At 63.7% G+C, this 22,240-nt stretch carries 23 protein-coding genes; 9 read left to right on the top strand and 14 right to left on the bottom strand.

Annotation, left to right across the window (positions count from 1 at the left end; all coding sequences use genetic code 11):
- Positions 1 to 11 precede the first annotated feature (11 nt).
- From EN874_RS28400 to EN874_RS28390, 3 genes are all read right to left on the bottom strand, one after another.
- Positions 12 to 620, bottom strand: coding sequence for a glutathione S-transferase family protein (locus EN874_RS28400; RefSeq protein WP_127428026.1), 609 nt, complete (start codon positions 618 to 620; stop codon positions 12 to 14).
- 80 nt (positions 621 to 700) lie between these two features.
- Positions 701 to 1,558, bottom strand: a complete 858-nt coding sequence (locus EN874_RS28395) for an EAL domain-containing protein (protein ID WP_127428025.1) — start codon at positions 1,556 to 1,558, stop codon at positions 701 to 703.
- On the bottom strand, positions 1,555 to 2,454 hold the full coding sequence (locus tag EN874_RS28390; RefSeq protein WP_127428024.1) for an EAL domain-containing protein: 900 nt from the start codon (positions 2,452 to 2,454) through the stop codon (positions 1,555 to 1,557). Before EN874_RS28390 ends, EN874_RS28395 begins: the two co-directional genes overlap by 4 nt.
- 205 nt (positions 2,455 to 2,659) lie before the next feature.
- Here EN874_RS28390 and EN874_RS28385 point away from each other — a divergent pair, with 205 nt between their 5' ends.
- The gene (locus EN874_RS28385; RefSeq protein WP_127428023.1) at positions 2,660 to 3,862 is read left to right on the top strand and encodes a pyridoxal phosphate-dependent aminotransferase; all 1,203 of its coding nucleotides are present in this window, start codon (positions 2,660 to 2,662) and stop codon (positions 3,860 to 3,862) included.
- A 62-nt stretch (positions 3,863 to 3,924) separates the two neighbouring features.
- Here the strand turns inward: EN874_RS28385 and EN874_RS28380 are convergent, their stop codons facing one another.
- Entirely contained in the window at positions 3,925 to 4,320 is a 396-nt protein-coding gene (locus EN874_RS28380; RefSeq protein WP_127428022.1) for a cupin domain-containing protein, read from the bottom strand.
- 304 nt (positions 4,321 to 4,624) lie between these two features.
- Here EN874_RS28380 and EN874_RS28375 point away from each other — a divergent pair, with 304 nt between their 5' ends.
- The 3 genes from EN874_RS28375 (at position 4,625) to EN874_RS28365 (ending at position 9,816) form a co-directional block, all read left to right on the top strand.
- The gene (locus EN874_RS28375) at positions 4,625 to 6,154 is read left to right on the top strand and encodes an EAL domain-containing protein (RefSeq protein ID WP_127428021.1); all 1,530 of its coding nucleotides are present in this window, start codon (positions 4,625 to 4,627) and stop codon (positions 6,152 to 6,154) included.
- Positions 6,155 to 6,392: 238 nt separating this feature from the next.
- On the top strand, positions 6,393 to 8,444 hold the full coding sequence (locus EN874_RS28370; protein WP_126088101.1) for an elongation factor G: 2,052 nt from the start codon (positions 6,393 to 6,395) through the stop codon (positions 8,442 to 8,444).
- Between the two features lie 874 nt (positions 8,445 to 9,318).
- Entirely contained in the window at positions 9,319 to 9,816 is a 498-nt protein-coding gene (locus tag EN874_RS28365) for an isoprenylcysteine carboxylmethyltransferase family protein (RefSeq protein WP_127428020.1), read from the top strand.
- A gap of 182 nt (positions 9,817 to 9,998) precedes the next feature.
- Here the strand turns inward: EN874_RS28365 and EN874_RS28360 are convergent, their stop codons facing one another.
- Together EN874_RS28360 and trxB are read right to left on the bottom strand one after the other, a co-directional pair.
- Positions 9,999 to 10,895, bottom strand: coding sequence for a LysR family transcriptional regulator (locus EN874_RS28360; RefSeq protein ID WP_127428019.1), 897 nt, complete (start codon positions 10,893 to 10,895; stop codon positions 9,999 to 10,001).
- Positions 10,896 to 10,966: 71 nt separating this feature from the next.
- Positions 10,967 to 11,941: a thioredoxin-disulfide reductase gene (trxB, locus tag EN874_RS28355; protein WP_127428018.1), complete on the bottom strand. Its 975-nt coding sequence runs from the start codon at positions 11,939 to 11,941 to the stop codon at positions 10,967 to 10,969.
- 223 nt (positions 11,942 to 12,164) lie between these two features.
- On the opposite strand from trxB, the gene EN874_RS28350 reads away from it, so the two are divergent.
- Complete coding sequence (locus tag EN874_RS28350) at positions 12,165 to 12,641, top strand: Lrp/AsnC family transcriptional regulator (protein WP_127428017.1); 477 nt, start codon at positions 12,165 to 12,167, stop codon at positions 12,639 to 12,641.
- Positions 12,642 to 12,667: 26 nt separating this feature from the next.
- On the opposite strand, the gene EN874_RS28345 is transcribed toward EN874_RS28350, so the two are convergent.
- The 6 genes from EN874_RS28345 to EN874_RS28320 form a co-directional block, all read right to left on the bottom strand.
- Positions 12,668 to 13,009 (bottom strand): hypothetical protein, encoded by a 342-nt coding sequence (locus EN874_RS28345; protein ID WP_127428016.1) that lies wholly within the window; start codon positions 13,007 to 13,009, stop codon positions 12,668 to 12,670.
- A gap of 147 nt (positions 13,010 to 13,156) precedes the next feature.
- A complete protein-coding gene (locus tag EN874_RS28340) occupies positions 13,157 to 13,789 on the bottom strand; it encodes an HAD family hydrolase (protein ID WP_127428015.1) in 633 nt (210 codons plus the stop codon).
- A complete protein-coding gene (locus tag EN874_RS28335; protein ID WP_127428014.1) occupies positions 13,782 to 14,354 on the bottom strand; it encodes an SIS domain-containing protein in 573 nt (190 codons plus the stop codon). The genes EN874_RS28340 and EN874_RS28335 overlap by 8 nt, the downstream gene beginning before the upstream one ends.
- A gap of 7 nt (positions 14,355 to 14,361) precedes the next feature.
- Positions 14,362 to 15,852 carry a D-glycero-beta-D-manno-heptose-7-phosphate kinase gene (gene rfaE1, locus EN874_RS28330; protein WP_127428013.1) on the bottom strand — a complete coding sequence of 497 codons (1,491 nt, stop codon included), beginning with the start codon at positions 15,850 to 15,852 and terminating at the stop codon, positions 14,362 to 14,364.
- A 150-nt stretch (positions 15,853 to 16,002) separates the two neighbouring features.
- Entirely contained in the window at positions 16,003 to 16,635 is a 633-nt protein-coding gene (locus tag EN874_RS28325; RefSeq protein WP_127428012.1) for a LysE family translocator, read from the bottom strand.
- A 59-nt stretch (positions 16,636 to 16,694) separates the two neighbouring features.
- Positions 16,695 to 17,024, bottom strand: coding sequence for a thioesterase family protein (locus EN874_RS28320; RefSeq protein WP_210236011.1), 330 nt, complete (start codon positions 17,022 to 17,024; stop codon positions 16,695 to 16,697).
- Positions 17,025 to 17,368: 344 nt separating this feature from the next.
- Between EN874_RS28320 and rfaD the strand changes: the two genes are divergently transcribed.
- From rfaD to waaC, 3 genes are read left to right on the top strand one after another with little or no spacing between them, the layout of a single operon-like run.
- The gene (gene rfaD / locus EN874_RS28315; protein ID WP_127428010.1) at positions 17,369 to 18,319 is read left to right on the top strand and encodes an ADP-glyceromanno-heptose 6-epimerase; all 951 of its coding nucleotides are present in this window, start codon (positions 17,369 to 17,371) and stop codon (positions 18,317 to 18,319) included.
- The gene (gene waaF, locus EN874_RS28310; protein ID WP_127428009.1) at positions 18,292 to 19,299 is read left to right on the top strand and encodes a lipopolysaccharide heptosyltransferase II; all 1,008 of its coding nucleotides are present in this window, start codon (positions 18,292 to 18,294) and stop codon (positions 19,297 to 19,299) included. Before rfaD ends, waaF begins: the two co-directional genes overlap by 28 nt.
- Complete coding sequence (waaC, locus tag EN874_RS28305) at positions 19,296 to 20,270, top strand: lipopolysaccharide heptosyltransferase I (protein ID WP_127428008.1); 975 nt, start codon at positions 19,296 to 19,298, stop codon at positions 20,268 to 20,270. The genes waaF and waaC overlap by 4 nt, the downstream gene beginning before the upstream one ends.
- Before the next feature lie 8 nt (positions 20,271 to 20,278).
- Here the strand turns inward: waaC and greA are convergent, their stop codons facing one another.
- Together greA and EN874_RS28295 are read right to left on the bottom strand one after the other, a co-directional pair.
- Positions 20,279 to 20,752: a transcription elongation factor GreA gene (gene greA, locus EN874_RS28300; RefSeq protein WP_040970906.1), complete on the bottom strand. Its 474-nt coding sequence runs from the start codon at positions 20,750 to 20,752 to the stop codon at positions 20,279 to 20,281.
- Between the two features lie 272 nt (positions 20,753 to 21,024).
- Positions 21,025 to 21,561: a tetratricopeptide repeat protein gene (locus tag EN874_RS28295; protein ID WP_127428007.1), complete on the bottom strand. Its 537-nt coding sequence runs from the start codon at positions 21,559 to 21,561 to the stop codon at positions 21,025 to 21,027.
- Positions 21,562 to 21,741: 180 nt separating this feature from the next.
- Here EN874_RS28295 and EN874_RS28290 point away from each other — a divergent pair, with 180 nt between their 5' ends.
- Complete coding sequence (locus EN874_RS28290) at positions 21,742 to 22,167, top strand: DUF3775 domain-containing protein (protein ID WP_126088088.1); 426 nt, start codon at positions 21,742 to 21,744, stop codon at positions 22,165 to 22,167.
- Positions 22,168 to 22,240: the final 73 nt, after the last annotated feature.

The following is a 22,240-nucleotide window of genomic DNA, read 5'->3' as shown; positions in this document are numbered from 1 at the left end:
GTGAGACCTGCTCAGGGCTGCCACCCGATCGGCACGTGCCCCTTATCCGCCTCCACCCGCTTCAGCCATTCCACCACGGCCGGATAGGCGTCGAGCTGGAAGCCGCCCTTCTCGGCGGTGTGCGTGTAGGCATAGAGCGCGATGTCCGCGACGCTGTAGGCGCTGCCGGCGAAGAAGGCGTTCTGCTCCAGGTGCTTGTTCATGACGCCGAGCGCCTTGTTGCCGCGTTCCAGCGTCTGCGCCAGTCGCTCCGGGGTCGCGTCCTTGGCCCTCTCCGGAAAGGTGAGCAGCGCCTTGCGCACCGCGATATAGGGCTCGTGGCTGTATTGCTCGAAGAACAGCCACTGGTAGGCCAGCGCCCGCTCGTATTTGTCCGCCGGTAGGAAGCGCGTGCCTTCGGCGAGATAGAGCAGGATGGCGTTGGATTCCGCGATGCGCCGGCCGTCGTCGAGCTCGAGCAGCGGCACCATCGCGTTCGGGTTCTTGGCGACGTAGTCGGCCTTGCGCGTCTCGCCGGTATGCGAGCTGACCCCGACGCGGCTGAAGGGAATGCCGAGCTTTGCCATCAATAGCCGCGGCTTGTAGCAATTGCCGCTGTCGATCATGTCGTAAAGTATCATGGCCCTCACCTCGCGCGACGATCGACGGGCTCTAGCGCACCCGAGCAAGGCTCATCCAGTGATTTGTTTTGGCGCAACCATCAGCGGCGCTGATGCAAAGGCACCACCTTGTTGTCCATGCCGAGCAGCGCATCGATCGAAAGCGGCTCGTTGAAGATCGTTCCGGCGAGCGCGGGGCGGGCAAGGTGGAACCCTTGCAGGAGGTCGACGCCGCCGTCGAGCGCGACGCGCAGATGCGTGGCCTGCTCGATGCCCTCGACCAGCACCTTGGCGCCGCGGTCGTGCAGCATCGAGACCAGCGGCCGGAAGAACCGTTCGGCGGCGGCATGGCGGCAGAACTCGGCGAACCAGCCGCCGTCGATCTTGACGATGTCGGGCGAAAGCAGGCCGATGCGCGCTTCGGTCGAATGTCCGGTGCCGAAATCGTCGATGGCGATCTGGATGCCGTCACGCCTCATCTCGCGCACCAGGCAGGCGAGCACATGCTCATCGGCTGCCTGCTCGGTGATCTCGCAGACCAGCATGGCGGGCGAGAGGCCGAAATCGACGAGATGCCTGGTCATGAGGCGAATCTCGGCCAGTGCCCGCCCGAGGTGATCGTTGATCATCGGGTCGTAGTTGAAGAATAGCGTAAGCCCGTCGACGCCGATGTTGCGGTAGTTGCCGAGATGCAGCCTCCTACACATCGTCTCGACGAACAGCCGGTCCGGCGCCGCGACGCTGTCGAAGAAGACCTGGGGCGCAACCGGCGTTGCGACGCGGCGCGGCTCGATCAAGGCTTCGACGGCGACAGCCTTGAGCGTCCTGCCCTGCGGCGCGAAGATCGGCTGATAGGCGCTCCACAGCCGGAACTCGCCATAGACGCCGAACTGAAGGCCGATCTCGTCGGCGAAGATCGCCTCGGCGACATCACGCCGCCTGTCCGGCCGCGCGGTCATGGCGTCACCTTGCGCCCGAACGCCTTCGCCGGCCGCGACGGCCGCACGGAAGCGGGATTTGTGGCTGCCGTGGCTTTGCTCTCTTCAGCCGCGGGCGCCAGCATGCTCCCGCCGAAAACGCGAAAACTCGTCGGCGCCAATTCCGGCCGGGCGAGCACATAGCCTTGCACCATCGAGGCTCCGGATTTCTCGGCGAGATCGAGCTGCCAGCCTTCCTCGATGCCTTCGAAAACCGTGCGGATGCCCCGGCTTTCGAAGCTCTTCACCATCGCGGTCAGCAGCGCGAATCCGGCTCCGGACTCCATGAGTTGCGTGATCCAATGGGCGTCGAACTTGATGATGTCCGGCCGCAATTCCTTGATGCGGTTGATGTCGGATTCATCGGAGCCGTAGTCGTCGACGGCGATGCGGAATCCGTTGGCGCGCAGCGCCTCGACGAAGCTGTAGAGCGTCTCCTGCGAAGCCGATTTCTGCTCCGTGACCTCGCACACGATGCGGCGCGGGTCGATGCCGGCCTCGTGCAGCACGAGGCGCATGTCGCGCAGCGCCTTGTCGACAATGGCGCGGTCGGTGAACACCGACGGATCGAAATTGACGAAAACGGATGCCTCTTCCGGCAGGCATGCGCCGGCGTTGAGCAGATGCAGCGTCCTGGTCAGCGCCTCGATATGCAGCCGGTCGCCCGCCGGGCAGGTGCCGAAGAAGCTCATCGGCGACTGCGGCTCGCCGTCGCGGAACGGCCGGATCAGCCCCTCGAAGGCGACGACCGAAAGCTTGCCTTCGTTGAAGGCGAAGATCGGCTGGAAAGCGCTCTGCAGCGTATAAATGCCCCAGACACCGGAGGAGGTGCCGTCATCATGACGGATGATGTGGGCGAGCCCGATGCTGCGCGACAAAGGTCCCTCGCTCCGCAGAGTAAGCGGAATTCAATCTGCGATCCTGCCAGCCAAGGGTTTACCGGTCGTTGATGAATTTATAGTTGCCGCTCACGCCACCTTGACCTCTGGATCACCCGACAGTGCTTGCGCTTGGGCCGATCATGCGACATGAGAGGCGCCGCGGCCGCTCCTGGCCGCCCCATTCTTTTGGAGACGCTCTGTCATGGCCTTTCTTGCCGACGCCCTTTCCCGCGTGAAGCCTTCCGCGACCATCGCGGTGACGCAGAAAGCGCGCGAGCTGAAAAATGCCGGCCGTGACGTCATCGGCCTCGGCGCAGGCGAACCGGATTTCGACACGCCCGACAACATCAAGAATGCGGCGATCGAAGCGATCCGCCGCGGCGAGACCAAGTATCCGCCGGTTTCCGGCATCGCGCCGCTGCGCGAGGCGATCGCGAAAAAGTTCAAGCGCGAGAACAATCTCGACTACCGGCCGGAGCAGACCATCGTCGGCACCGGCGGCAAGCAGATCCTGTTCAACGCCTTCATGGCGACGCTGAACCCCGGCGACGAGGTCATCATCCCGCGCCCCTATTGGGTGAGCTACCCGGAAATGGTGGCGATCTGCGGCGGCACGTCCGTCTTCGCCGACACCTCGATCGACAACGGCTTCAAGCTGACCGCCGAGGTGCTGGAAAAGGCGATCACGCCGAAGACGAAATGGCTGCTGATGAACTCGCCGTCCAACCCGTCCGGCGCCGCCTACACCGAAGCCGAGCTTCGCGCTCTGGCCGACGTGCTGCTCAAGCACCCGCATGTCTGGACATTGACGGACGACATGTACGAGCACCTGACCTATGGCGACTTCGTCTTCAAGACCATCGCCGAGGTCGAGCCGAGCCTCTACGAGCGCACGCTGACCATGAACGGCGTGTCGAAAGCCTATGCCATGACCGGCTGGCGCATCGGCTACGCTGCCGGCCCGGTGCCGCTGATCAAGGCGATGGACATGATCCAGGGCCAGCAGACTTCGGGCGCCTGCACCATCGCGCAGTGGGCTTCCGTCGAGGCGCTCAACGGCCCGCAGGACTTCATCGCGAAGAACAAGGCGATCTTCCAGGGCCGGCGCGATCTTGTCGTCTCGATGCTCAACCAGGCGCGCGGCATCTCTTGCCCGTCGCCGGAAGGCGCCTTCTATGTCTATCCGTCCTGCGCTGAGCTGATCGGCAAGAAGACCAAGGCCGGCAAGGTCATCGACAGCGACGAGGCGTTCTGCTCGGAGCTTCTCGATGCCGAGGGCGTCGCCGTGGTGTTCGGCTCGGCCTTCGGCCTCGGCCCGAACTTCCGCATCTCATACGCCACGTCGGAAACGCTGCTGGAGGAAGCCTGCACTCGCATCCAGCGCTTCACCGCGTCGCTGACCTGAACGCAGGTTCAGTGGACCGAGTAAGAAAACCCGGCTTCGCGCCGGGTTTTTCGTTGGCAAGATCACTCGCCATATTGCTCGTTCGAGACCTCTTCCAGCCACTCGGCGTGGACGCCGTCCAGCGCCTCCTGCATGGCGACATGCGTCATGGCGGTTTTCGGCCCGGCGCCGTGCCAGTGCTTCTCGCCAGGCGCGAAGGAGATGACGTCGCCCGCCCTGATCATCTCGATCGGCCCGCCCCATGTCTGCGCAAGCCCGGCGCCCGAGGTGACGTAGAGCGTCTGGCCGAGCGGGTGCGTGTGCCAATGGGTGCGGGCGCCCGGTTCGAAGCTGACCAGCGTCGCCCTCAGCCGCGCCGGCGCCTCCTTCTCGATGATCGGCGTCTGCAGCACCTTGCCGGTAAAATACGTCTCCGGCGCGATGACCGTCGGCACGCTGCCGCACGCAATGATCTTCATGGTAGCAATCCTCAATCGTTGACGAACCTCCGCGAAGCGCGGCATCTCACGATGTAGTTTCAACTGGCAACGGGGCCAGTGCAACCGGCCTCCCGGACCGCCGACGGCGACGACATCGAAACATGCCTTGCGCTGCCTCAAGTCATTTTGTCAGCTATTTAGAATACTGTCATAAATCGTTGCTTTTTAACCATGAAATGCGGCACCGAGCCGAGCGCCAGCGAATGGAGCGAGGCAGTGGCCGTGCTCAATGTCTTTTTAACGGCTGGGCTCTAGCCATGGCCCGTGCTGTGGGGGCGCGGACATGAGCATCTTGGCGACAATCAAGGATCATAGCGGCAGGATTTACCGCGGCATCCAGGCGCTGCTTGTGGCGAGCATCGCCGCCACCGCGATTGCCGCCTTTGGCCTGACCGGCAATGGCTCCCGCGCCACGGCCCTCGCACTGGCCGCGACATCGACCAGCCTGGCGCTCCTGGTGCTGATGTATATGCGCTCCAGCATCGTCCAGCGCCTGCAATCGGCGGCGGACGCTGAAGCCGAGAAGCATCGCTTTCTCAGCATCGACGCCATGACCGGCGCCATGACGCGGCGTTATTTCCTCGAAGCGCTGAGCGACAGGCTCGGCAGCTTGCGCAACCGGCGGCAAGCGAGCCTTGTGTTGATCGACCTCGATCATTTCAAACAGCTCAACGACACCTTCGGCCACCAGTTCGGCGACCTTGCCCTCGCCTATCTGGTCAAGGAGGCGGGACGCATCTTTGCCGACAGCATTGTCGGACGGCTGGGCGGCGACGAGTTCGGCGTCATTGTTTCGCATGGCGACGCGGCCGCGCTCAACAAGGATGTGCGCCGGCTGCTCGACGCGATGCGGGCCGGAAAGCGGCATGAAGGCAAGATCATTCCGCTGTCGATCTCGCTGGGGGTTGCGCTTGCGCCGCTGCACGCCTCGAACCCGACCGAGTTGATGTTGCTTGCCGACCTCGCGCTATACGAAAGCAAGGCGGCGGGCCGGGGCCGTGTCACCGTATTCGACGAGGAGATGCTGTCGGACAAGCGCTATCGCCGCCTCGTGGAACGCGAGCTGCGCGCCGCCGTCTATCTTGGCGAGCTGGAGCTCCACTATCAGCCGATCGTCGGCGCCGAAGGCTCCGTCGACGCGCTCGAGGGCTTGATCCGCTGGCGCCATCCAGTCCGCGGCCTGATCTCGCCCGCCGAATTCATCCCGATCGCCGAGCGTTCGACCCTGATCGACATGATCGGCGAGTGGGTTTTCAAGCGCGCCTGCGCCGACATCGATCACTTTCCAGGGCGGCGCATCTCGATCAACGTCTCGGGCGAGCAGTTGAAACGCGACGAGATCGTGACGATGTGCGAGCGCATTCTGCGCGAGACCAGCCGGTCGGCATCCTCGTTCATCATCGAGATCACCGAGACGGTTGCGACCGCCGCGACGCCTGAGATCCTCAGGCGCCTGGAGGCCTTGCGCGGGCTCGGCTTCCACATCGCGCTCGACGACTTCGGCACCGGTCACTGCGGCTTCAACTATCTGAAGACCTTGCCCATCGACAGCGTCAAGATCGACCGCTCCTATATCCGCAGCCTCGCCCACGATCAGGTGGCGCAGATCTTTGTCTCCGCGCTCGCTCAGATCGCGCGCATCCAGGACATCACCATCGTCGCCGAGGGCGTCGAAACGGCGGAGGAGTTCACTCTCGCCCGCACTGCCGGCTGCAGCCGCTTCCAGGGCTATTTCTTCGGCAAGCCGGCGCCGCGCGACAAGACGAGCGCCCTTTGCGCGGCCGACAGCAAGCCGCTGGCGCTCAGCGGCTGATAAGCCGGGCGCCTGACAAACCGGACGCCCGACAAACCAAAGCCGGCGCACTTCCTATTTTTCTTGCCCTCCCCGCGAACCCGTGTGACGATGGCCTTGGGCAGGTGGTGAGCAACAACCCCGCCCGCGACGGCCGAACAGGCCGGCCGCCGCTCTTCTAGAGAGTGCGATCGGACGCAAAACCGGTTTCCACTTTTGCTGATCGCTCTCTCGGGAAACGCCTGAGTGGAGGTCAGCCATGGGTACTCGCGCCGGAGGACGACGCACGGGACCGAAATGCATTGCCATAGTCGGTCCCTTCGCAAGCGGTAAGACGACACTTCTCGAAGCAATCCTGGCCCGCACGGGCGCAATCCCCCGCCAGAATCCCGTCTCATCGGGCAACACTGTTTCCGATCATTCGCCAGAAGCCCGTGCCCACGCCATGAGCGTCGAGGCGACCTTCGCCACAACGGAGTTCATGGGCGAGCAGTTCACCTTCGTCGACTGCCCCGGTTCCATCGAATTTGCCTTCGAGGCCGAGCCGGTGCTTGCAGCCTGCGATGTCGCAGTCGTCGTCGCCGAAGCGGACGAAAAGAAGATACCTGCGCTCCAGCTCATCATGCGCAGGCTCGACGATCTCGGCGTGCCGCGCATCCTGTTCCTCAACAAGGTGGACAAGGCGATCGCCGGCGTGCGCGAGACGCTCAAGATGCTGCAGCCGGCAAGCTCGGCGCCGCTGCTGCTGCGCCAGATCCCGCTGCGCAAGGATGGCGTCGTCATCGGCTCGATCGATCTCGCGCTGGAGCGCGCCTATGTCTACCGCGAATATGCCGAAAGCCAGGTCGCCGAGATTCCGGACGACGACAAGGCGCGCGAGCTCGAGGCCCGCTTCTCGATGCTGGAGACGCTCGCCGACCATGATGACCAGCTGATGGAACAGCTGCTCGAGGAGATCGAGCCGCCGAAGGACGCTATCTTCGACGACCTTGCCGCCGACCTCCGCGCCGGCACAGTGACGCCGGTGCTGATCGGCACCGCCGAGAAGGGCAATGGCGTGCTGCGGCTGCTTAAGACGATCCGCCATGACGCGCCGGACGTCGAGGCGACCCGCAAGCGCCTGGGCGCGCCGGATGGCAGCCAGACTGTTGTGCAGGTGATGAAGACCATCCACACCGCGCATGGCGGCAAGCTGTCGGTGTCGCGCGTGCTTTCCGGGCAGTTGGCCGATGCGGCCGAGCTCTTCCTCTCCAATGGCGACACGGCGAAGGTCTCCGGCATCTACAAGATGCTTGGCAAGGACCAGTTGAAGCTGGCGTCGGCCAAGGCCGGCGACACCGTCGCGCTCGGCAAGCTCGACAATGTCAGGACCGGCCAGACGCTGAGTTCGGCGAAGGGCGGCATCAGCCCGCTGCTTGCGCTGGAGGCGCCGCAGCCGGTATTCGCCTTCGCGCTGCGCCCCAAGGAGCGCAAGGACGAGGTCAAGATGTCGGCGGCGATCCAGAGGCTTGCCGAGGAAGACCCCTCGCTCAGCCTGCACCACAACCAGGACTCCGCGGAGACTGTGCTGTCGGGGCATGGCGAAATGCACCTGCGCGTGGTGCGCGAGCGCCTGGAGGGCAAGAACCAGATCCCGATCGAAGGCCATTCGCCGGCGGTGCCCTATCGCGAAACGATCCGCAAATCCGCGCAGCAGCGCGGCCGCCACAAGAAACAGTCCGGCGGCCACGGCCAGTTCGGCGACGTGGTGATCGAGATCAAGCCGCTGCCGCGCGGCTCGGGCTTCCAGTTCACCGACACCATCACCGGTGGCGTCGTGCCCAAGACCTACATCCAGTCGGTGGAGACGGGCATTCGCGACTATCTGAAGAACGGTCCGCTCGGCTTCCCTGTCGTCGATGTCGCCGTCAACCTGTCGGACGGCTCCTACCATGCGGTCGACTCTTCCGACATGGCCTTCCAGATGGCGGCGAAGCTGGCGATGAAGGAGGGCATGGCGGCCTGCTCGCCAGTGCTGCTGGAGCCGATCATGAAGGTCGAGATCGTCACGCCTTCGGATGCGACATCGAAGATCATCGCTTTGATCCCGCAGCGGCGCGGCCAGATCCTCGGCTATGACGCACGGCCCGGCTGGCCGGGCTGGGACGTGGTCGAGGCGACCATGCCCCAGGCCGAGATCGGCGACCTGATCATCGAGCTGCGCTCTGCGACGGCAGGCGTCGCCAGCTACAAGGCCGCCTTCGACCATATGGCCGAGCTGACCGGCCGTCTGGCCGACGAGGCGATGAACGCCAACGGCAAGGCTGCCTGACCGATCTTGCTAATGCATGTCGCCCAAAAGTGCGCAGCGTTTTTGGGAGAACGACATGTATCAAGACACGGATCTAATGCGCATCGCCTGAATACATTTCGGTGCGACGCGCTTTAGAGCAATTCCAGGAAAAGTGCGAGCGGTTTTCCGTGCGGAATTGCGTAAAAACAAGGAGATAGGGCGTTTCGCCGTTTCCCTGAAACGGTGAAAACGAACTAAAAAGACGCGAAAACGGCGTCCGGATGATCCGGACGCCGTTTCTGTATTGCGGACCGTCTCCTGGGAGGTACGGCAGGTCCGCCGCATCGGGAAATGGTTCGGACGCGGTAGCTGCCTGAGCCCGGCCTGTCCGAGTGATGCCCCCATCTCCCGAACGGACCAACCGCGTCCTATGATCTGCTTAATCGATAGAGTGCGTCCGCGACATGTTACCTGATGTTACATGTCACTGTTACGTGGCTCTCGCGCACGCATTTCCGGTCTCGGCGTGACCTCGGCGCAACAAAAAAGCCGGATCAATAAAGATCCGGCTGAGTTTGATTGGAAGTGCCGATTAGGGCTAACCTCCAGAGGGGAACACTCGAGGGCGCTAATGGGAGGAGAACGCGCCCTGGAGATGAACTATATATGTGCTCATCATGCCCAAGAAACAAGCATCTATTTTGCAACACACGCATGCAAAAAGACGCAGGCTGTGGTCTAACCCTTTCGGAAGACCGATAGGACCAGAAAAAATCGACGAATCCTGGGCCGTTCCAGACCGAAATCGATCGCTGACGTGCAAACCGGGTCAGATTCCGCTCCCGAAATACGCTAAATTCAAAATGATGCGAACTCGGCCAGGTCGCGTTTATTTTTGCGGCAAGAGAGCCTGATGCGAATTTTTTCGGCAATTGCCGGCAGCGCTGTGTTCTTTGTCGCCGCCCCCGGCGTCGTCGCCGGGTTGCTCCCCTGGTTGCTGACCGACCGCTATCGCCTGCCGCAATCCGCCGTGCCGGGTTTTGTGCCGGCCGGCTGGATCCTCGTCGTCGGCGCCTCGGCGGTCCTGCTTCATTCCTTCGCGCGCTTCGCGCTTGAGGGCCTGGGCACGCCGGCCCCCGTCGCGCCGACCGAGAAGCTCGTTGTCGGCGGCATCTATCGCCATGTGCGCAACCCCATGTATGTGGCGGTGCTGTCGATCATCCTCGGCCAGGTGCTCATCTTTTCGAGCTGGGCGGTGCTGGTCTACGGCCTGATCGCCGCGGCGGCGATGATCTCCTTCGTCAAAGCCTACGAAGAGCCGACGCTCGCCCGCCGCTATGGCGCTGAATACGAAACCTACCGCCGCGCCGTTCCCGGCTGGCTGCCGCGCATCACGCCTTGGCGTGGATGACCCGCACCCAGGGTCCGCCGAGATTCAGGTCAGGCCGAGTCGAGAACGGTAGGTTCGGGGAACCGGCCTACGCCGGCCGTAGCCTTCATAGGCGGAGACACTTATGAGGGCTTCGGCCGGCGAAGGCCGGAGCGGAGCGTACCTCAGTACGTGAGTACCGCAGGTCGGCATCACTTGAATATCTAGTAGGACCAGCTACGGGCCTTGGCGATGATGAAGTCACGGAAGACGTGCAGTTTCGCCTGGTTCTTCATCGCGTCGGGATAGGCGAAATAGGTGTCGAAGGACGGCACCTCGGTCTCGGGCAGCAGCTGGACCAGGTTCGACTCCTTGTTGATCACGTAGTCGGGCAGCATGGCGATGCCGGCGCCGCCCTGGACCGCGCGCTTGATCGACAGGATGTCGTTGATCTGCAGCGTCGGCACCCGTTGCCCGCCCTCGAAATCGCCGACCGTCTCCAGCCAGTTCAGCTCCGACAGATGCGAGGGCACCGGCACGCCGAAGGTGACGATCCGGTGGTTCCTGAGCTCGGCGATCGAGGCCGGCTTGCCGAACTTCGCCACATAGGAAGGCGACGCGTAGAGATGGAAGTGCACGGTGAACAGCCGGCGCTGGATGAGATCCGGCTGCTGCGGTTGCCTGAGGCGAATGGCGCAGTCGGCCTGGCGCATGGTCAGGTCGAGCTCCTCGTTGGCGAGGATGAGCTGAAGGCTGATCTCGGGATAGAGCTCGATGAATTCCTGCACGCGCTCGGTCAGCCAACCGGCGCCCAGGCCCACCGTGGTCGTCACCCTTAGCACGCCGGAGGGGCGATCCTTGGTCTCGGTCAGCCGCGACTTGATCGTCTCCAACTTCATCAGCACGTCATGCGCCGTGCGGAACAGCATCTCGCCCTGCTCGGTCAGCACGAGGCCGCGCGCGTGGCGATGAAACAGCGCCACGCCGACATCGTGTTCCAGCGCGCTGACCTGCCGCGAAATCGCCGATTGCGACAGATGCAATGTCTCGGCGGCATGGGTGAACGACCCAGCCTCCGCCGCAGCGTGAAACACGCGTAGCTTGTCCCAGTCCAGCGCCATGATTCCCCTCGTGTTGCCTTTGGCGTCTGAATGAAAAATCAGGCTTTTAAACGGCTTTTTCAGCCGATCGATTATTCCGCCGCTTCGCGATGGACCTCGATCCCCGCCAGATATTTCTCCGCCTCGAGCGCGGCCATGCAACCGAGTCCGGCTGCCGTCACCGCCTGCCGGTAGACGTCATCGGTGACGTCGCCGGCGGCAAACACGCCGGGAACGTCGGTGCGGGTCGAATCGGGCGCCGTCCACAGATAGCCGTTCGGCTTCTGCTTGAGCTTGCCAACGAAGAGCTCGACCGCCGGCGCGTGGCCGATGGCCACGAAGACGCCATCGACCTTCAGCCGCGACACTTCTCCGGTCGCCACATTGCGCAGCTTCAGACCCTCGACCGAAGGCGGCAGCGGCGCCTTGCCAGGCTGCCCGGTGATCTCGTCGACGACCGTGTCCCAGATGACGCGGACATTGTCCTTCTGGAACAGTCGCTCGCGCAGGATGCGCTCGGCGCGAAAATCGCCGCGCCGGTGAATGACGGTGACGCTCTTGGCAAGGTTGGCGAGATAGAGGGCCTCTTCGACCGCCGAATTGCCGCCGCCGACCACCGCGACGTCCTTGCCGCGATAGAAGAAGCCGTCGCAAGTGGCGCAGGCCGAGACGCCGAAGCCCATGAAGGTCTGCTCCGATGGGATGCCCAGCCACTTGGCTTGCGCGCCGGTAGCAATGATCAGCGCGTCTGCCGTGTAGACGGTGCCGGAATCGCCGGTGGCGCGGAACGGCCGCACATTGAGGTCGACCTCGGTGATGATGTCGTTGACGATGTCGGTGCCGACATGCTCGGCCTGCTTGAGCATCTGCTCCATCAGCCAGGGACCCTGGATCGGATCGGCAAAGCCTGGATAGTTTTCGACGTCGGTGGTGATCATTAGCTGACCGCCCTGCTGCAGGCCGGCGACAAGCATCGGCTTCAGCATGGCGCGGGCGGCATAGATCGCCGCCGTATAGCCGGCCGGTCCGGAGCCGATGATGAGAACGGGCGCGTGTTTGGTGTTCATGAAAAAGTCCCCTGCGGCTCGAGGCCGTGGTTTGTCGCCGGTAATGTAAGTGCTGCCCGCCAAGCCAGCAAGGCAAGTTGGCTTTAGTCCCCGGAAAGCTTCGTCGCACGCATAGCCGGCCATATCGCTGCCCGGAAGCAGAAAATCATCGCAAAGGGATGGCCTCCCACACGAAACCAAATTACAAAATTGCGAAAGATTCTTGCGCAAAGCCGAGACCGCCATGCCGCTCAAAGCCGACCTCGACGCCATCGACTGGAAGATCCTGCGCGAACTCCAGAATGACGGGCGCATGACCAATGTCGAACTGTCGAGCCGGGTTGGCATCTCGGCGCCGCCTTGCCTGCGCCGCGTCAGGCGGCTGGAAGAGGCCGGCATCATCCGCGGCTACCGCGCGCTGCTCAACGCGCCGGCGCTCGGCATGGACGTCGTCGCCTTCTGCCTGATCGGCCTGCATCATCAGGCCGACGCCGAGCTGAAGACCTTCGCCGAGCGCACGCGCGGCTGGCCGATCGTGCGCGACGCCTGGATGGTCTCGGGCGAGTCCGATTTCCTGCTGCATTGCGTGGCGAGCGACCTCGGCACCTTCCAGACCTTCGTCATCGAGGAACTCGCTTCGGCGCCGAATGTCGATACGGTGCGCACTGCGCTGACCATCCGCCGCGTCAAGGACGAGGGGCTGGTGGCTTTTAACGCTTGATCCGCTTGCGTGGCAGCCCGGCCGAGTCAGCGTCTTCTACCTGATCGAAATGCAAGCACGACGCCGACCAAGACATATCCAAATAGACACGCTGCTACTTCTCCGACAACCGACAAAAGAACAAAACCGTCGCCAGGGCCAGGGCTCTCATCAGGGGGCACGTACGGCAACGCTAAAATGCCTGCCAAAACAGGTGAACAAGCGAGCGAGACGAATGTGACGACATGCGGCAACCATTTGAAATGAGACATTTTTATTGAAGTGAAAAACGCTGCGGCAATTGCAATTATGTTGACGACGAATATGAGCGAAACTGCGAAGTCTGGCGGCAAAATCGTAGGGTATTCTGAGTAAGATTGGGTGAACATGGAGATTGCCTTTCCCCGCATTTATTGAGGGAATAGGTCTGAAATTTCTTGCCTGAACGATGTCTCATCTCCGCAGTTTTTCCGCAAAAAGCGCAAAGTATGGTCGGTGGGCGGAGCGGGTCCGGAAGTGGTCAGCTAACTCAGTCTCTACCTGAGCGCGTCGATAGCCCACAGCAATCCATCCAGGTCGCCGCTGTCCCGCAGTGGCAGAACGTCGAATCCTGGTTCCTCGCTGGCCTCACCGTCGACCAGCCAGCCCCTCGTCAAGCCGGCTCGCCGCCCCGCTTGCATATCGGCAGGCTTGTCGCCGACGATCAGCGATCGCTTCAAGTCCAGACCAAGCTCACCGCCGGCCCTTAGCAGCATGCCGGGATTAGGCTTGCGCGTCGGATGGTCGACAATGCCCAGCGGGCCGTTGCCCGCCTCGTGGTAGCCGCAGGCCAGCACCATGTCGACGAAGGCGTCCTGTTCGGCCAGAAGATCGAGCACGCGCCGGTTTACCCGGACAAACGCATCCCAGCCGAAATAGCCGCGCGCGATGCCGGACTGGTTGGTCACCACGACGACCGGCAGCCCGGCCAGATTGGCTGCCTTGATGACCGGCAGCATCTGCGGCCTGAGCACAATATCGGACGGATCGCTGGGATAGTCGGTATCGACATTGATGGTGCCGTCGCGGTCGAGAAAGAGCGCCGGCAGACCGGTCGGGAAGCTAGTGGTCCCGATCCGCTCGACCCACAGACCGGGCTCGACAAGTGGATAGGCAGCGCCGTCAGCCATTGCTGAGACGCGCTTCGACCGCCTCGCACAGATAATGGTAGAGGCACAGATGCCCCTGCTGGATGATCGGCGTCGAGGTCGACGGCACGTTGAGCAGGATGTCGGTGAGCGGCGCAAGCTTGCCGCCGGTATCGCCGGTGAGGCTGATCACCGTCATGTCCATCGCCCGCGCCTGCTCGGCGGCGGCAAGGATGCTCGGCGAATTGCCGCTGGTGGAGATGGCGAGCAGCACAGCGCCTTCCGATCCATGCGCCTCGACCTGGCGCGAGAAGACCGTGTCGAAGCCGTAGTCGTTGCCCCAGGCGGTCAGCACCGCCGCATTGGCCGGCAGCGCAATCACGTTGTAGGCCTTGCGCTCCTTGAGGAAGCGGCCGACCAGTTCGCCGGCGATGTGGATGGCATCGCTGGCCGAGCCGCCGTTGCCGCAGATCAGCAGCGCCTTGCCCTGCGACAGCGCCGTCACAACAGTGCTCACCGCGCGTTCCATCGCGCCGGTGAGGTCGCGCTCGACCATCGCCGTGATCGCCGCCGCGGAGCGGACCAGATAGTCGTTCAGTTCGGACATGAAATCCTCAATTCGTGCCGCCGGCGCGCAGCTTGCCGATGGTGTTGGTCGTGCTCTTGCCGGCGACGAGGTCGATCAGCACCACACGCCCGCCCGCCTTCTGCACCACGTCGGCGCCGACCACGGTCTCGATCGTGTAGTCCGCGCCCTTGACCAGGATGTCGGGCTTGAGCGCCTCGATCAGCTTGAGCGGCGTGTCCTCCTCGAAGACGACGACGGCGTCGACCGAGGCAAGGGCGGCGAGCACACAGGCACGGTCATGCTGGTCGTTGACCGGACGTCCCGGCCCTTTAAGCCGGCGCACCGAGGCATCGCTGTTGAGGCCGAGCACCAGCCGGTCGCACTGGCTGCGCGCGGCATGCAGAAGGCTGACATGGCCGGCATGCAGGATATCGAAGCAGCCGTTGGTGAACCCCACCGACAGCCCCTCCTCCTTCCACGCCGCAACCATCCTGGCTGCCGCGTTGGCGTCGAGAACGGCGTCCTGGTGGGCGACCGGTCCATGCGAGCGGAACAGCGCGCCGGAGAGTTCCTCGACGCTCAGCCGCGCCGTGCCGCGTTTTCCCACCACGACGCCGCCGGCGGCGTTGGCGATTGTAGCGGCCTGCACGCGGTCGGCGCCGGCGCCGAGCGAAAGCGCGAAGGTGGCGATGACCGTGTCGCCGGCGCCAGAGACGTCGAACACCTCGCGCGCTTGCGTGGAAATATGACGGGCATCCTCCGCGGTGACCACGCTCATGCCCTTTTCGCTGCGCGTGGCAACGATGAACTCGAACTCATGCGCCGCGATCAGGTGGCGTGCCGCGGCCACGATCTCGTCGTCGCCGAACACTGCGCGCCCGACCGCCTCGCCGAGCTCCTGGCGGTTTGGCGTCACCGCCGTCGCCCCGGCATAGCGCGCATAGTCGCGGGCCTTCGGGTCGACCAGCACCGGCTTCCCGGCATCGCGGCAGATCGCGATCAGTTCGGCCGCCACGCCGTCGAGCAGGATGCCCTTGCCGTAGTCGGAGAGGATGACGATGTCGGCGCGCGCGAGCGCTGCCTGGAAGTGCTCGACGAGCGCAGCCCGCTCGCTGCGAGCCAGCGGCTTGATCTCCTCCTCGTCGAACCGCAGCACCTGCTGGTTGAGCGCGCTGAAGCGGCTCTTGGACGAGGTCATGCGGCCTTGCCGCTGCGCCATGCCGTCGGTATCGACGCCGAGATCGCCGAGCATGCGCATGAGGTTGTCGCCGGCCTTGTCGGCGCCGATCACGGACACGGGAATAGCGGCGCCGCCTAGCGAGACGATGTTGGATACGACATTGCCGGCCCCGCCCATGGCCAGCATCTCGCCCCGGCCGTGCAGCACCGGGATGGGCGCTTCCGGCGAGATCCGCTCGATGACGCCGCTGACGAAGCGGTCGAGGATGAAGTCGCCGACCACCAGCACGGTGACCTCGCCGAAGCGGGCGATGGTGCGATGCAAGGGTTCCGGGGAAGGCAGATGGTGCTTGATCATCTTAGTGGCGCGCGCCCGAAATGGCTGGTTTGATCACGGTTGCGGCGCCGGAAGTCCGGCGCCCATCGTTCGTCGCGATGCCGATATACCGCAATTGCGGCCAGCGCAACGGCAGGCCTCCAGCGGGTCGCGCCATGGTCGACAGGAGAATCAGGCCTTCTGCAGGGCGACATGGACGCCGAGCCCAACGAGCACTGCCCCGCCCGCGCGCTGCATCAAGCGTTGCGCGCGGCCCGAGCGGCGCAGTCGCGCAATCAGCGCTCCGGCCAAGAAGACGCACGCTATGTCGGCTGAGGAGAACATCAGATTGACGATGGTTCCAAGGATGACGAACTGCAGCCAGATCGGGAACGCCGCCGAGGCATCAATGAATTGCGGCAGGAACGCCATGAAGAAGATCGCCGTCTTGGGATTGAGCACCTCCACGGTGATGCTCTCGAGAAAGGCCCGACGGGCCGACTTCCGCTCTATGCTGGGCAAAGCCGTATCGCCGTCCGCCCGCTTTCGGAACATCGAGACGCCGAGCCAGATCAGGTAGAGCGCTCCAATGAGTTTGACCGCCATGTAAAGCGGCGGCACGGCGTGGAACAATACGGACAGTCCGGTCGCGGCTGCGAAGACATGCACATAGCCGCCGAGATGAATGCCGAGCGCCGCCGTAAGTCCCGACCAACGCCCGCGCGCCATGGTCTGCGCCGCGGCATAGAGCATGGCCGGTCCGGGGATATAGGCGAAGATCGCCGTGGTGACGAAGAAGGCGATAAGCAGTTCGGTCGACGGCATCCTGGTCCCTTACGATACGCCGCATAGCGAGAGCCGACTGAAGCGGAAGCTTTGCGGCCTCACTGTGGCGAGGAGCCGGTTTGCCCTGATTTGGCCAGAACGCGCGCCATGAACTTTTCATGGTCGATGATCGCGCGCTCGTGGAAACCTTCCCCAATCAGTCCGTTCTCGTCGCTGCACGACACCTTGAAGCGCAGCTTTCGCCCCTCCACGGCGACAAGCTCGACATCGGCGGTGACTGTCATGCCGACGGGCGTGGCGGCGACATGGCTGACGTCGACATGGGTGCCGACGGTTCTCTCGTGGCTGCCAAGGAACGGACGCAGCGCCTCGATGCATACCCATTCGATGAAGCCGACCATGAATGCGGTGGCGAAGACCGGTGGCATGTTGCTGAAACCTGCAAAGGCCGGTGTCATGGCCGGGACCGTCAGGGACCCGTCGACCCGCAGTGCTTGAAGATGGCGAAGGCCGGGCTTTAGATCGGATGTCATGGCTACCAAGGGCAAAAGACGCATGACCGACGGCGCTTGCCACGCCGCTCAAAGGCACCATGGCTTGCCTCGACAGAAGAAGTACCGTTCGGCGCGCGGCAGAGCTTATCTCGCAAGTCGTTCCGCCGATCCATCCCTACATTCGTCGTAGCCGACGGGTCCGTGACGGCGAGCTTTATCGACACTCCTGTCTGCCTCCCCTATAAGGGCCGGAATCGGCAACGCAAACAGAGGCCTTCATGATCATCGTCACGGGCGGCGCCGGCATGATCGGCTCCAACATCGTCGCCTCGCTCAATGCCGAGGGCCATGACGACATCTTGGTCGTCGACGATCTCACCGACGGCCACAAGATCGCCAACCTGGCCGACCTTCGGATCGCCGACTATCTCGACAAGGACGAATTCCTGGCCCGGCTCGAGGACGGCGGGCTCGGCCGCGTCGAGGCCGTCTTCCACCAGGGCGCCTGCTCGACCACCACCGAATGGGACGGCAAGTTCATGATGGACGTGAACTATGCCTATTCGAAGCGCCTGCTGCACGCCTGCCTGGCGCTGCGCGTGCCTTTCCTCTATGCCTCCTCGGCCTCGGTCTATGGCGGCGGCAGCGAGTTCCGCGAGGAGCCGGAATTCGAGCGGCCGCTCAACGTCTACGCCTATTCGAAGAAGCTGTTCGACGACTATGTGCGCCGCAACGTCTTCGATACCGACCATTCGCAGGTCGCCGGCCTGCGCTACTTCAACGTCTACGGGCCGCGCGAGGCGCATAAGGGTGCCATGGCCTCGGTCGCCTTCCATCTGTTCAACCAGGTCGAGCAAGGCCAGAACCTGAAGCTGTTCGGCGCCTATGGCGGGTTCGGTCCAGGCGAGCAGAGCCGCGACTTCATCCATGTCGGCGATGTCGCCGACGTCAATCTGTGGCTGTGGAAGCGCGGCTCGAGCGGCATCTTCAACTGCGGCACCGGCCGCGCCCAGCCGTTCCGCGCCATTGCCGAAACGGTGATCGACACACTCGGCAAGGGCGAGATCGAGTTCATCCCCTTCCCCGACCACCTCAAGGGCAGCTATCAGAGTTTTACGCAAGCCGATATGTCCCGCTTGCGTGCAGCCGGCTACAATGGGCAATTCCGCACTGTCGAAACCGGCGTCAGAGACTATGTCCAATGGCTGAAAGCCCAACGATCCTCGTGATCGGCCCACGCTGGGTGGGCGACATGGTCATGGCGCAGTGCCTGTTCGCGGCGCTGAAGGAAAAGCATCCGAACGCCGCCATCGACGTGCTGGCGCCGGGATGGGCAGCGCCCCTGGTCAAGCGCATGCCCGAAATACACTGCCAGATCGATTTCCCGCTGATGCCCGGAGCGCTCGAATTCCGCAGCCGCAGGCGCTTCGGCCGCCTGCTGCGCGGCCGCTACGACATGGCCTATGTGCTGCCGGGAAGCTGGAAATCGGCGCTGATCCCGTTCTTTGCCCGCATTCCGCGCCGCGTCGGCAATCTGCGGGAAATGCGCTACGGCTTGCTGACCGACATCGTTCCGCTGCCCGACGCTGTGAAGCGACGCACGGCGCGCGCTTATTTCGGCCTGGCGCGCGGCGGCACGTTCCGCGCGCCGAAGCTTACCGTCGATACGGCCAACCAGGCCGATTTGCTGGCACGGTTCGGGCTCGACGCGAAGCGGTTCGTCGCCCTGATGCCGGGCGCCGAGTTCGGCCCGGCAAAACGCTGGCCGAGCGAACACTATGCCGAGCTTGCCCGCCAAATGATGGCAAAGGGCCTGGGCGTCGCCCTGCTCGGCTCGAAGAACGACGCCGAAGTCACCGGCGAGATCGCAAGGCTCGCGCCGGGCGCCGTCGACCTTGCCGGCAGGACGAAGCTCGAGGATGCCATCGACCTGATCGCCGCGGCGAAGCTTGCCGTCTCGAACGACAGCGGTCTGATGCATGTCGCGGCCGCCGTCGGCACGCCGATCGTCGCCGTCTACGGCTCGACCTCGCCCGAAAACACGCCGCCGCTGACCGATCGCTCGGAGCTGATCTGGCTGCATCTCTCCTGCTCGCCCTGCCATAAGAAGGTATGCCCGCTCGGCCATCTCAACTGCCTGAAGACGCTCGACGTCGCGCGGGTCGCGGCCGCGGCAGACCGGCTGCTCGAGGTTCCAGCAGCCGCATGAAGGTGCTGATCGTCAAGACATCGTCGATGGGTGATGTCATCCATACCTTCCCGGCAGTCGAGGATGCGCTCCGCAATCGCCCGGACATAAGCTTCGACTGGTGCGTGGAAGAGGCGTTTGCCGGCATTGTCGCCTTGCATCCGGCGATAAAGTCCATCCACAAGGTGGCGATCCGCCGCTGGCGCAAGCAACCGTTCGATGGCGGCACGTGGCGCGAGATGGCAGGCCTGCGCCACGCCTTGCGAGGCGGCCACTATGATCTGGTCATCGACGCCCAGGGGCTGTTGAAATCGGCCGTGGTCGCCAGGCAGGCCGGCGCGCCGATCGCCGGTTTCGACCGTTCCAGCGCCCGCGAGCCCTCGGCGACGCTGTTTTATCAGCGCAAATACGCAGTGCCGCGCGACCTGCACGCCATCGAGCGCACACGCCGGCTGTTCGGCCTGGCCTTGGGTTATCAGCCGGACCTTTCGCGCCTAGGTTCCGGGATTGTAGCGCCAGCAGGCAACCTTGCCGTTCCCAAAGGCAGGCTCGCCTTCCTGCTGCACGGCACCAGCCGGGAAGACAAGAAATGGCCGGTCGGAGACTGGATCGAGACAGCGCGCCTACTGGTTGCCAGGCGGTTCACGCCAGTAGCAACCTGGTCGAACGAAGCGGAAAAGCGTGCCGCCGAGGCGATCGCCGGCGCAGTGCCGAAAACGGTGCTGATCCCCAGATCGCCGCTCGCAGAGATCGCCGCGATCCTTGGCCGGTCGACGCTGGTGATCGGCGCCGACACCGGCCTCAGCCATCTCGCCAGCGCCTTCGGCCTGCCGACCGTCGCCATCTTCCTGGCGACGGAACCGGGCCTGACCGGCCCGCGCGGGCCGTTCTCGTCGACGCTGCTGGCGCCGGCCGGCGGCAAGGTGACGCCGGCCGAGGTAATGGCGGAGGCGGAGCGGCTGCTAGCGCTAAGATCGGAAGCGCCAACCTAGACTAGGCCTTAAATGAACTGCACCTGGACGATCTCGTAGCCGCGGGCGCCGCCCGGAGCGTTGACCTCGATGGCGTCGCCGACTTCCTTGCCGATCAGGGCGCGCGCGATCGGCGAGGAGATCGAGATGCGGCCGGACTTCACGTCCGCTTCCTGGTCGCCGACGATCTGATAGGTCTTCTTTTCCTCGGTATCCTCGTCGACCAGCACGACGGTGGCGCCGAACTTCACCTTGTCGCCGCTGAGCTTCGTGACGTCGATGACCTCGGCCCGCGCGATCAGGTCCTCGAGTTCGTTGATACGGCCCTCATTGTGGCTCTGCGACTCTTTCGCCGCGTGGTACTCGGCATTTTCGGAAAGGTCGCCATGCGAGCGCGCTTCGGAGATCGCCTCGATGATACGCGGACGCTCTTCCTGCTGGCGCCAGCGCAGTTCTTCCTTCAATGACGCGAACCCCTCGCCTGTCATCGGGACCTTGATCATTTGCCTGACCTTTCCTGCCGCCACCCCCGCTTTTCGGGGATAGCCTTGTCGTTGGGTACAAAAAGAAAACGGTCCGGCAGCCTCGGGCTAACGGAACCGTTTCACCACAATTTCCCCGAATATAGCGATCTTCGCGCGATTTTCACGTCCAAAAATGAAGTTTGACTAATTCATCACCGCTTTCGCGAGGCCGTCCGGCTGTAGATGCGGCGACCGGGCAGCAAAAAACCGGCTGCGATTGCGCGCAGCCGGTTCGAAAGCTTTGGAGAGGATCAGCTTCTCAGGAAATGATCGATCTGCTCGGACAGCATGCCATACTCGCGCGAGCCTTTGCCGGTCCGCTTCTCGATCTCCATCAGCTGTTGCTGGGCGCCGGCAAGATCGCCGATCTGTAGGTGCGCCTCGCCGAGATATTCGCGCACAAGCGTGTAGTTTGGGTCGATGCGCAGCGCTTCCTCGTAATAGCCGAGGCCGACCGTGACGCGGCCGGAATGGCGGTGCGAATAGCCCAGATAGTTGAGGATGCGCGGATCCTGCTTGTTGGCGGCTAAAGTCAGCACCGAGATCGCCTCGTCATAGCGCCCGGCCATCGCCAGATCGTGGCCGGCCTCGTAGATGCTGTCGTCATCCAGCATGCCGTATTGCGGCTTTACGCATTTGCTTTTCTTCTTATCCCAGACCTCGCCCTTCTTGCACTGGGTAGTGGTTTGACCGCTACCACCACCTTCGCCGGCCGTGAATGCAGGCGCCGCGAACAGCGGCAGGCTAACGGCAACAGCCAAGACCTGTACAAGCAATCGTCTGCGCATCGGTGCCTCCTTGAGCGTGACAATGGCAGAATAACGCCGCCTTGATGCGGTTTCATCCCGAAAAGCCGGTGGCGGCCGAACTATTTTAAAAGTCCAAGCGGTTCAGCTGTTTGCGAACGGATGTGACGCGGGCCGCAAATCAGCTATCATCAGTCGAGCGCACCACGAGGAGAAAGGCCAGTGCAGCAGCGCCTCGAGAAGGAATGGGATCTTTCCATCGACCCGGATACGGTGCGCCTGTTCATTCTGAAGGCCAAGGCGCTGAGCGCCGCCGTCAACGAGGATTACGACGACGGCGCCGAGCACGAGGTCGAATTCGACGGCGACAGGCACGCCAGCCACCACCATGACGGCCTTGTCGAGGAAGCCTCGGAAGACTTGACCGAGGAGGAATTCCGCGAGCTGATCAACGACCTCAACGTCGATGAAGCGGCCGAGCTCGTCGCGCTGGCCTGGGTGGGCCGCGGCGACTACGAGGCTTCCGAATGGATCGAGGCGGTAGCGGCTGCGCGCGAGCGCGCCAACAAGCGCACCGCAAAGTACCTGCTCGGACTGCCGCAGCTCGCCGACTGGCTGGAGGAAGGCCTCGAGGCGATCGGCGCGTAACGGGCCGGTAACGGATTTTGATCGCAACGCCGCCGCCTCCAAGGCAACCTTGCAGTGCCGGGCCCGTTTCCGG

Origin of the sequence: Mesorhizobium sp. M1D.F.Ca.ET.231.01.1.1 (assembly GCF_003999155.2) — a bacterium.
Lineage (GTDB): Bacteria > Pseudomonadota > Alphaproteobacteria > Rhizobiales > Rhizobiaceae > Mesorhizobium.
The sequence above is the reverse complement of the archived record's forward strand: the minus strand, read 5'-3'. Positions and strand labels throughout refer to the sequence as shown.

Bases quoted from the DNA above. Each gene is read 5' to 3' on its own strand.
- EN874_RS28400 (WP_127428026.1), bottom strand. From the start codon at position 620: ATGATACTTTACGACATGATCGACAGCGGCAATTGCTACAAGCCGCGG.
- EN874_RS28395 (WP_127428025.1), bottom strand. From the start codon at position 1,558: ATGACCGCGCGGCCGGACAGGCGGCGTGATGTCGCCGAGGCGATCTTC.
- EN874_RS28385 (WP_127428023.1), top strand. From the start codon at position 2,660: ATGGCCTTTCTTGCCGACGCCCTTTCCCGCGTGAAGCCTTCCGCGACC.
- EN874_RS28380 (WP_127428022.1), bottom strand. From the start codon at position 4,320: ATGAAGATCATTGCGTGCGGCAGCGTGCCGACGGTCATCGCGCCGGAG.
- EN874_RS28375 (WP_127428021.1), top strand. From the start codon at position 4,625: ATGAGCATCTTGGCGACAATCAAGGATCATAGCGGCAGGATTTACCGC.
- EN874_RS28370 (WP_126088101.1), top strand. From the start codon at position 6,393: ATGGGTACTCGCGCCGGAGGACGACGCACGGGACCGAAATGCATTGCC.
- EN874_RS28365 (WP_127428020.1), top strand. From the start codon at position 9,319: ATGCGAATTTTTTCGGCAATTGCCGGCAGCGCTGTGTTCTTTGTCGCC.
- EN874_RS28360 (WP_127428019.1), bottom strand. From the start codon at position 10,895: ATGGCGCTGGACTGGGACAAGCTACGCGTGTTTCACGCTGCGGCGGAG.
- trxB (WP_127428018.1), bottom strand. From the start codon at position 11,941: ATGAACACCAAACACGCGCCCGTTCTCATCATCGGCTCCGGACCGGCC.
- EN874_RS28350 (WP_127428017.1), top strand. From the start codon at position 12,165: ATGCCGCTCAAAGCCGACCTCGACGCCATCGACTGGAAGATCCTGCGC.
- EN874_RS28345 (WP_127428016.1), bottom strand. From the start codon at position 13,009: ATGTTCACCCAATCTTACTCAGAATACCCTACGATTTTGCCGCCAGAC.
- EN874_RS28340 (WP_127428015.1), bottom strand. From the start codon at position 13,789: ATGGCTGACGGCGCTGCCTATCCACTTGTCGAGCCCGGTCTGTGGGTC.
- EN874_RS28335 (WP_127428014.1), bottom strand. From the start codon at position 14,354: ATGTCCGAACTGAACGACTATCTGGTCCGCTCCGCGGCGGCGATCACG.
- rfaE1 (WP_127428013.1), bottom strand. From the start codon at position 15,852: ATGATCAAGCACCATCTGCCTTCCCCGGAACCCTTGCATCGCACCATC.
- EN874_RS28325 (WP_127428012.1), bottom strand. From the start codon at position 16,635: ATGCCGTCGACCGAACTGCTTATCGCCTTCTTCGTCACCACGGCGATC.
- EN874_RS28320 (WP_210236011.1), bottom strand. From the start codon at position 17,024: ATGCCACCGGTCTTCGCCACCGCATTCATGGTCGGCTTCATCGAATGG.
- rfaD (WP_127428010.1), top strand. From the start codon at position 17,369: ATGATCATCGTCACGGGCGGCGCCGGCATGATCGGCTCCAACATCGTC.
- waaF (WP_127428009.1), top strand. From the start codon at position 18,292: ATGGCTGAAAGCCCAACGATCCTCGTGATCGGCCCACGCTGGGTGGGC.
- waaC (WP_127428008.1), top strand. From the start codon at position 19,296: ATGAAGGTGCTGATCGTCAAGACATCGTCGATGGGTGATGTCATCCAT.
- greA (WP_040970906.1), bottom strand. From the start codon at position 20,752: ATGATCAAGGTCCCGATGACAGGCGAGGGGTTCGCGTCATTGAAGGAA.
- EN874_RS28295 (WP_127428007.1), bottom strand. From the start codon at position 21,561: ATGCGCAGACGATTGCTTGTACAGGTCTTGGCTGTTGCCGTTAGCCTG.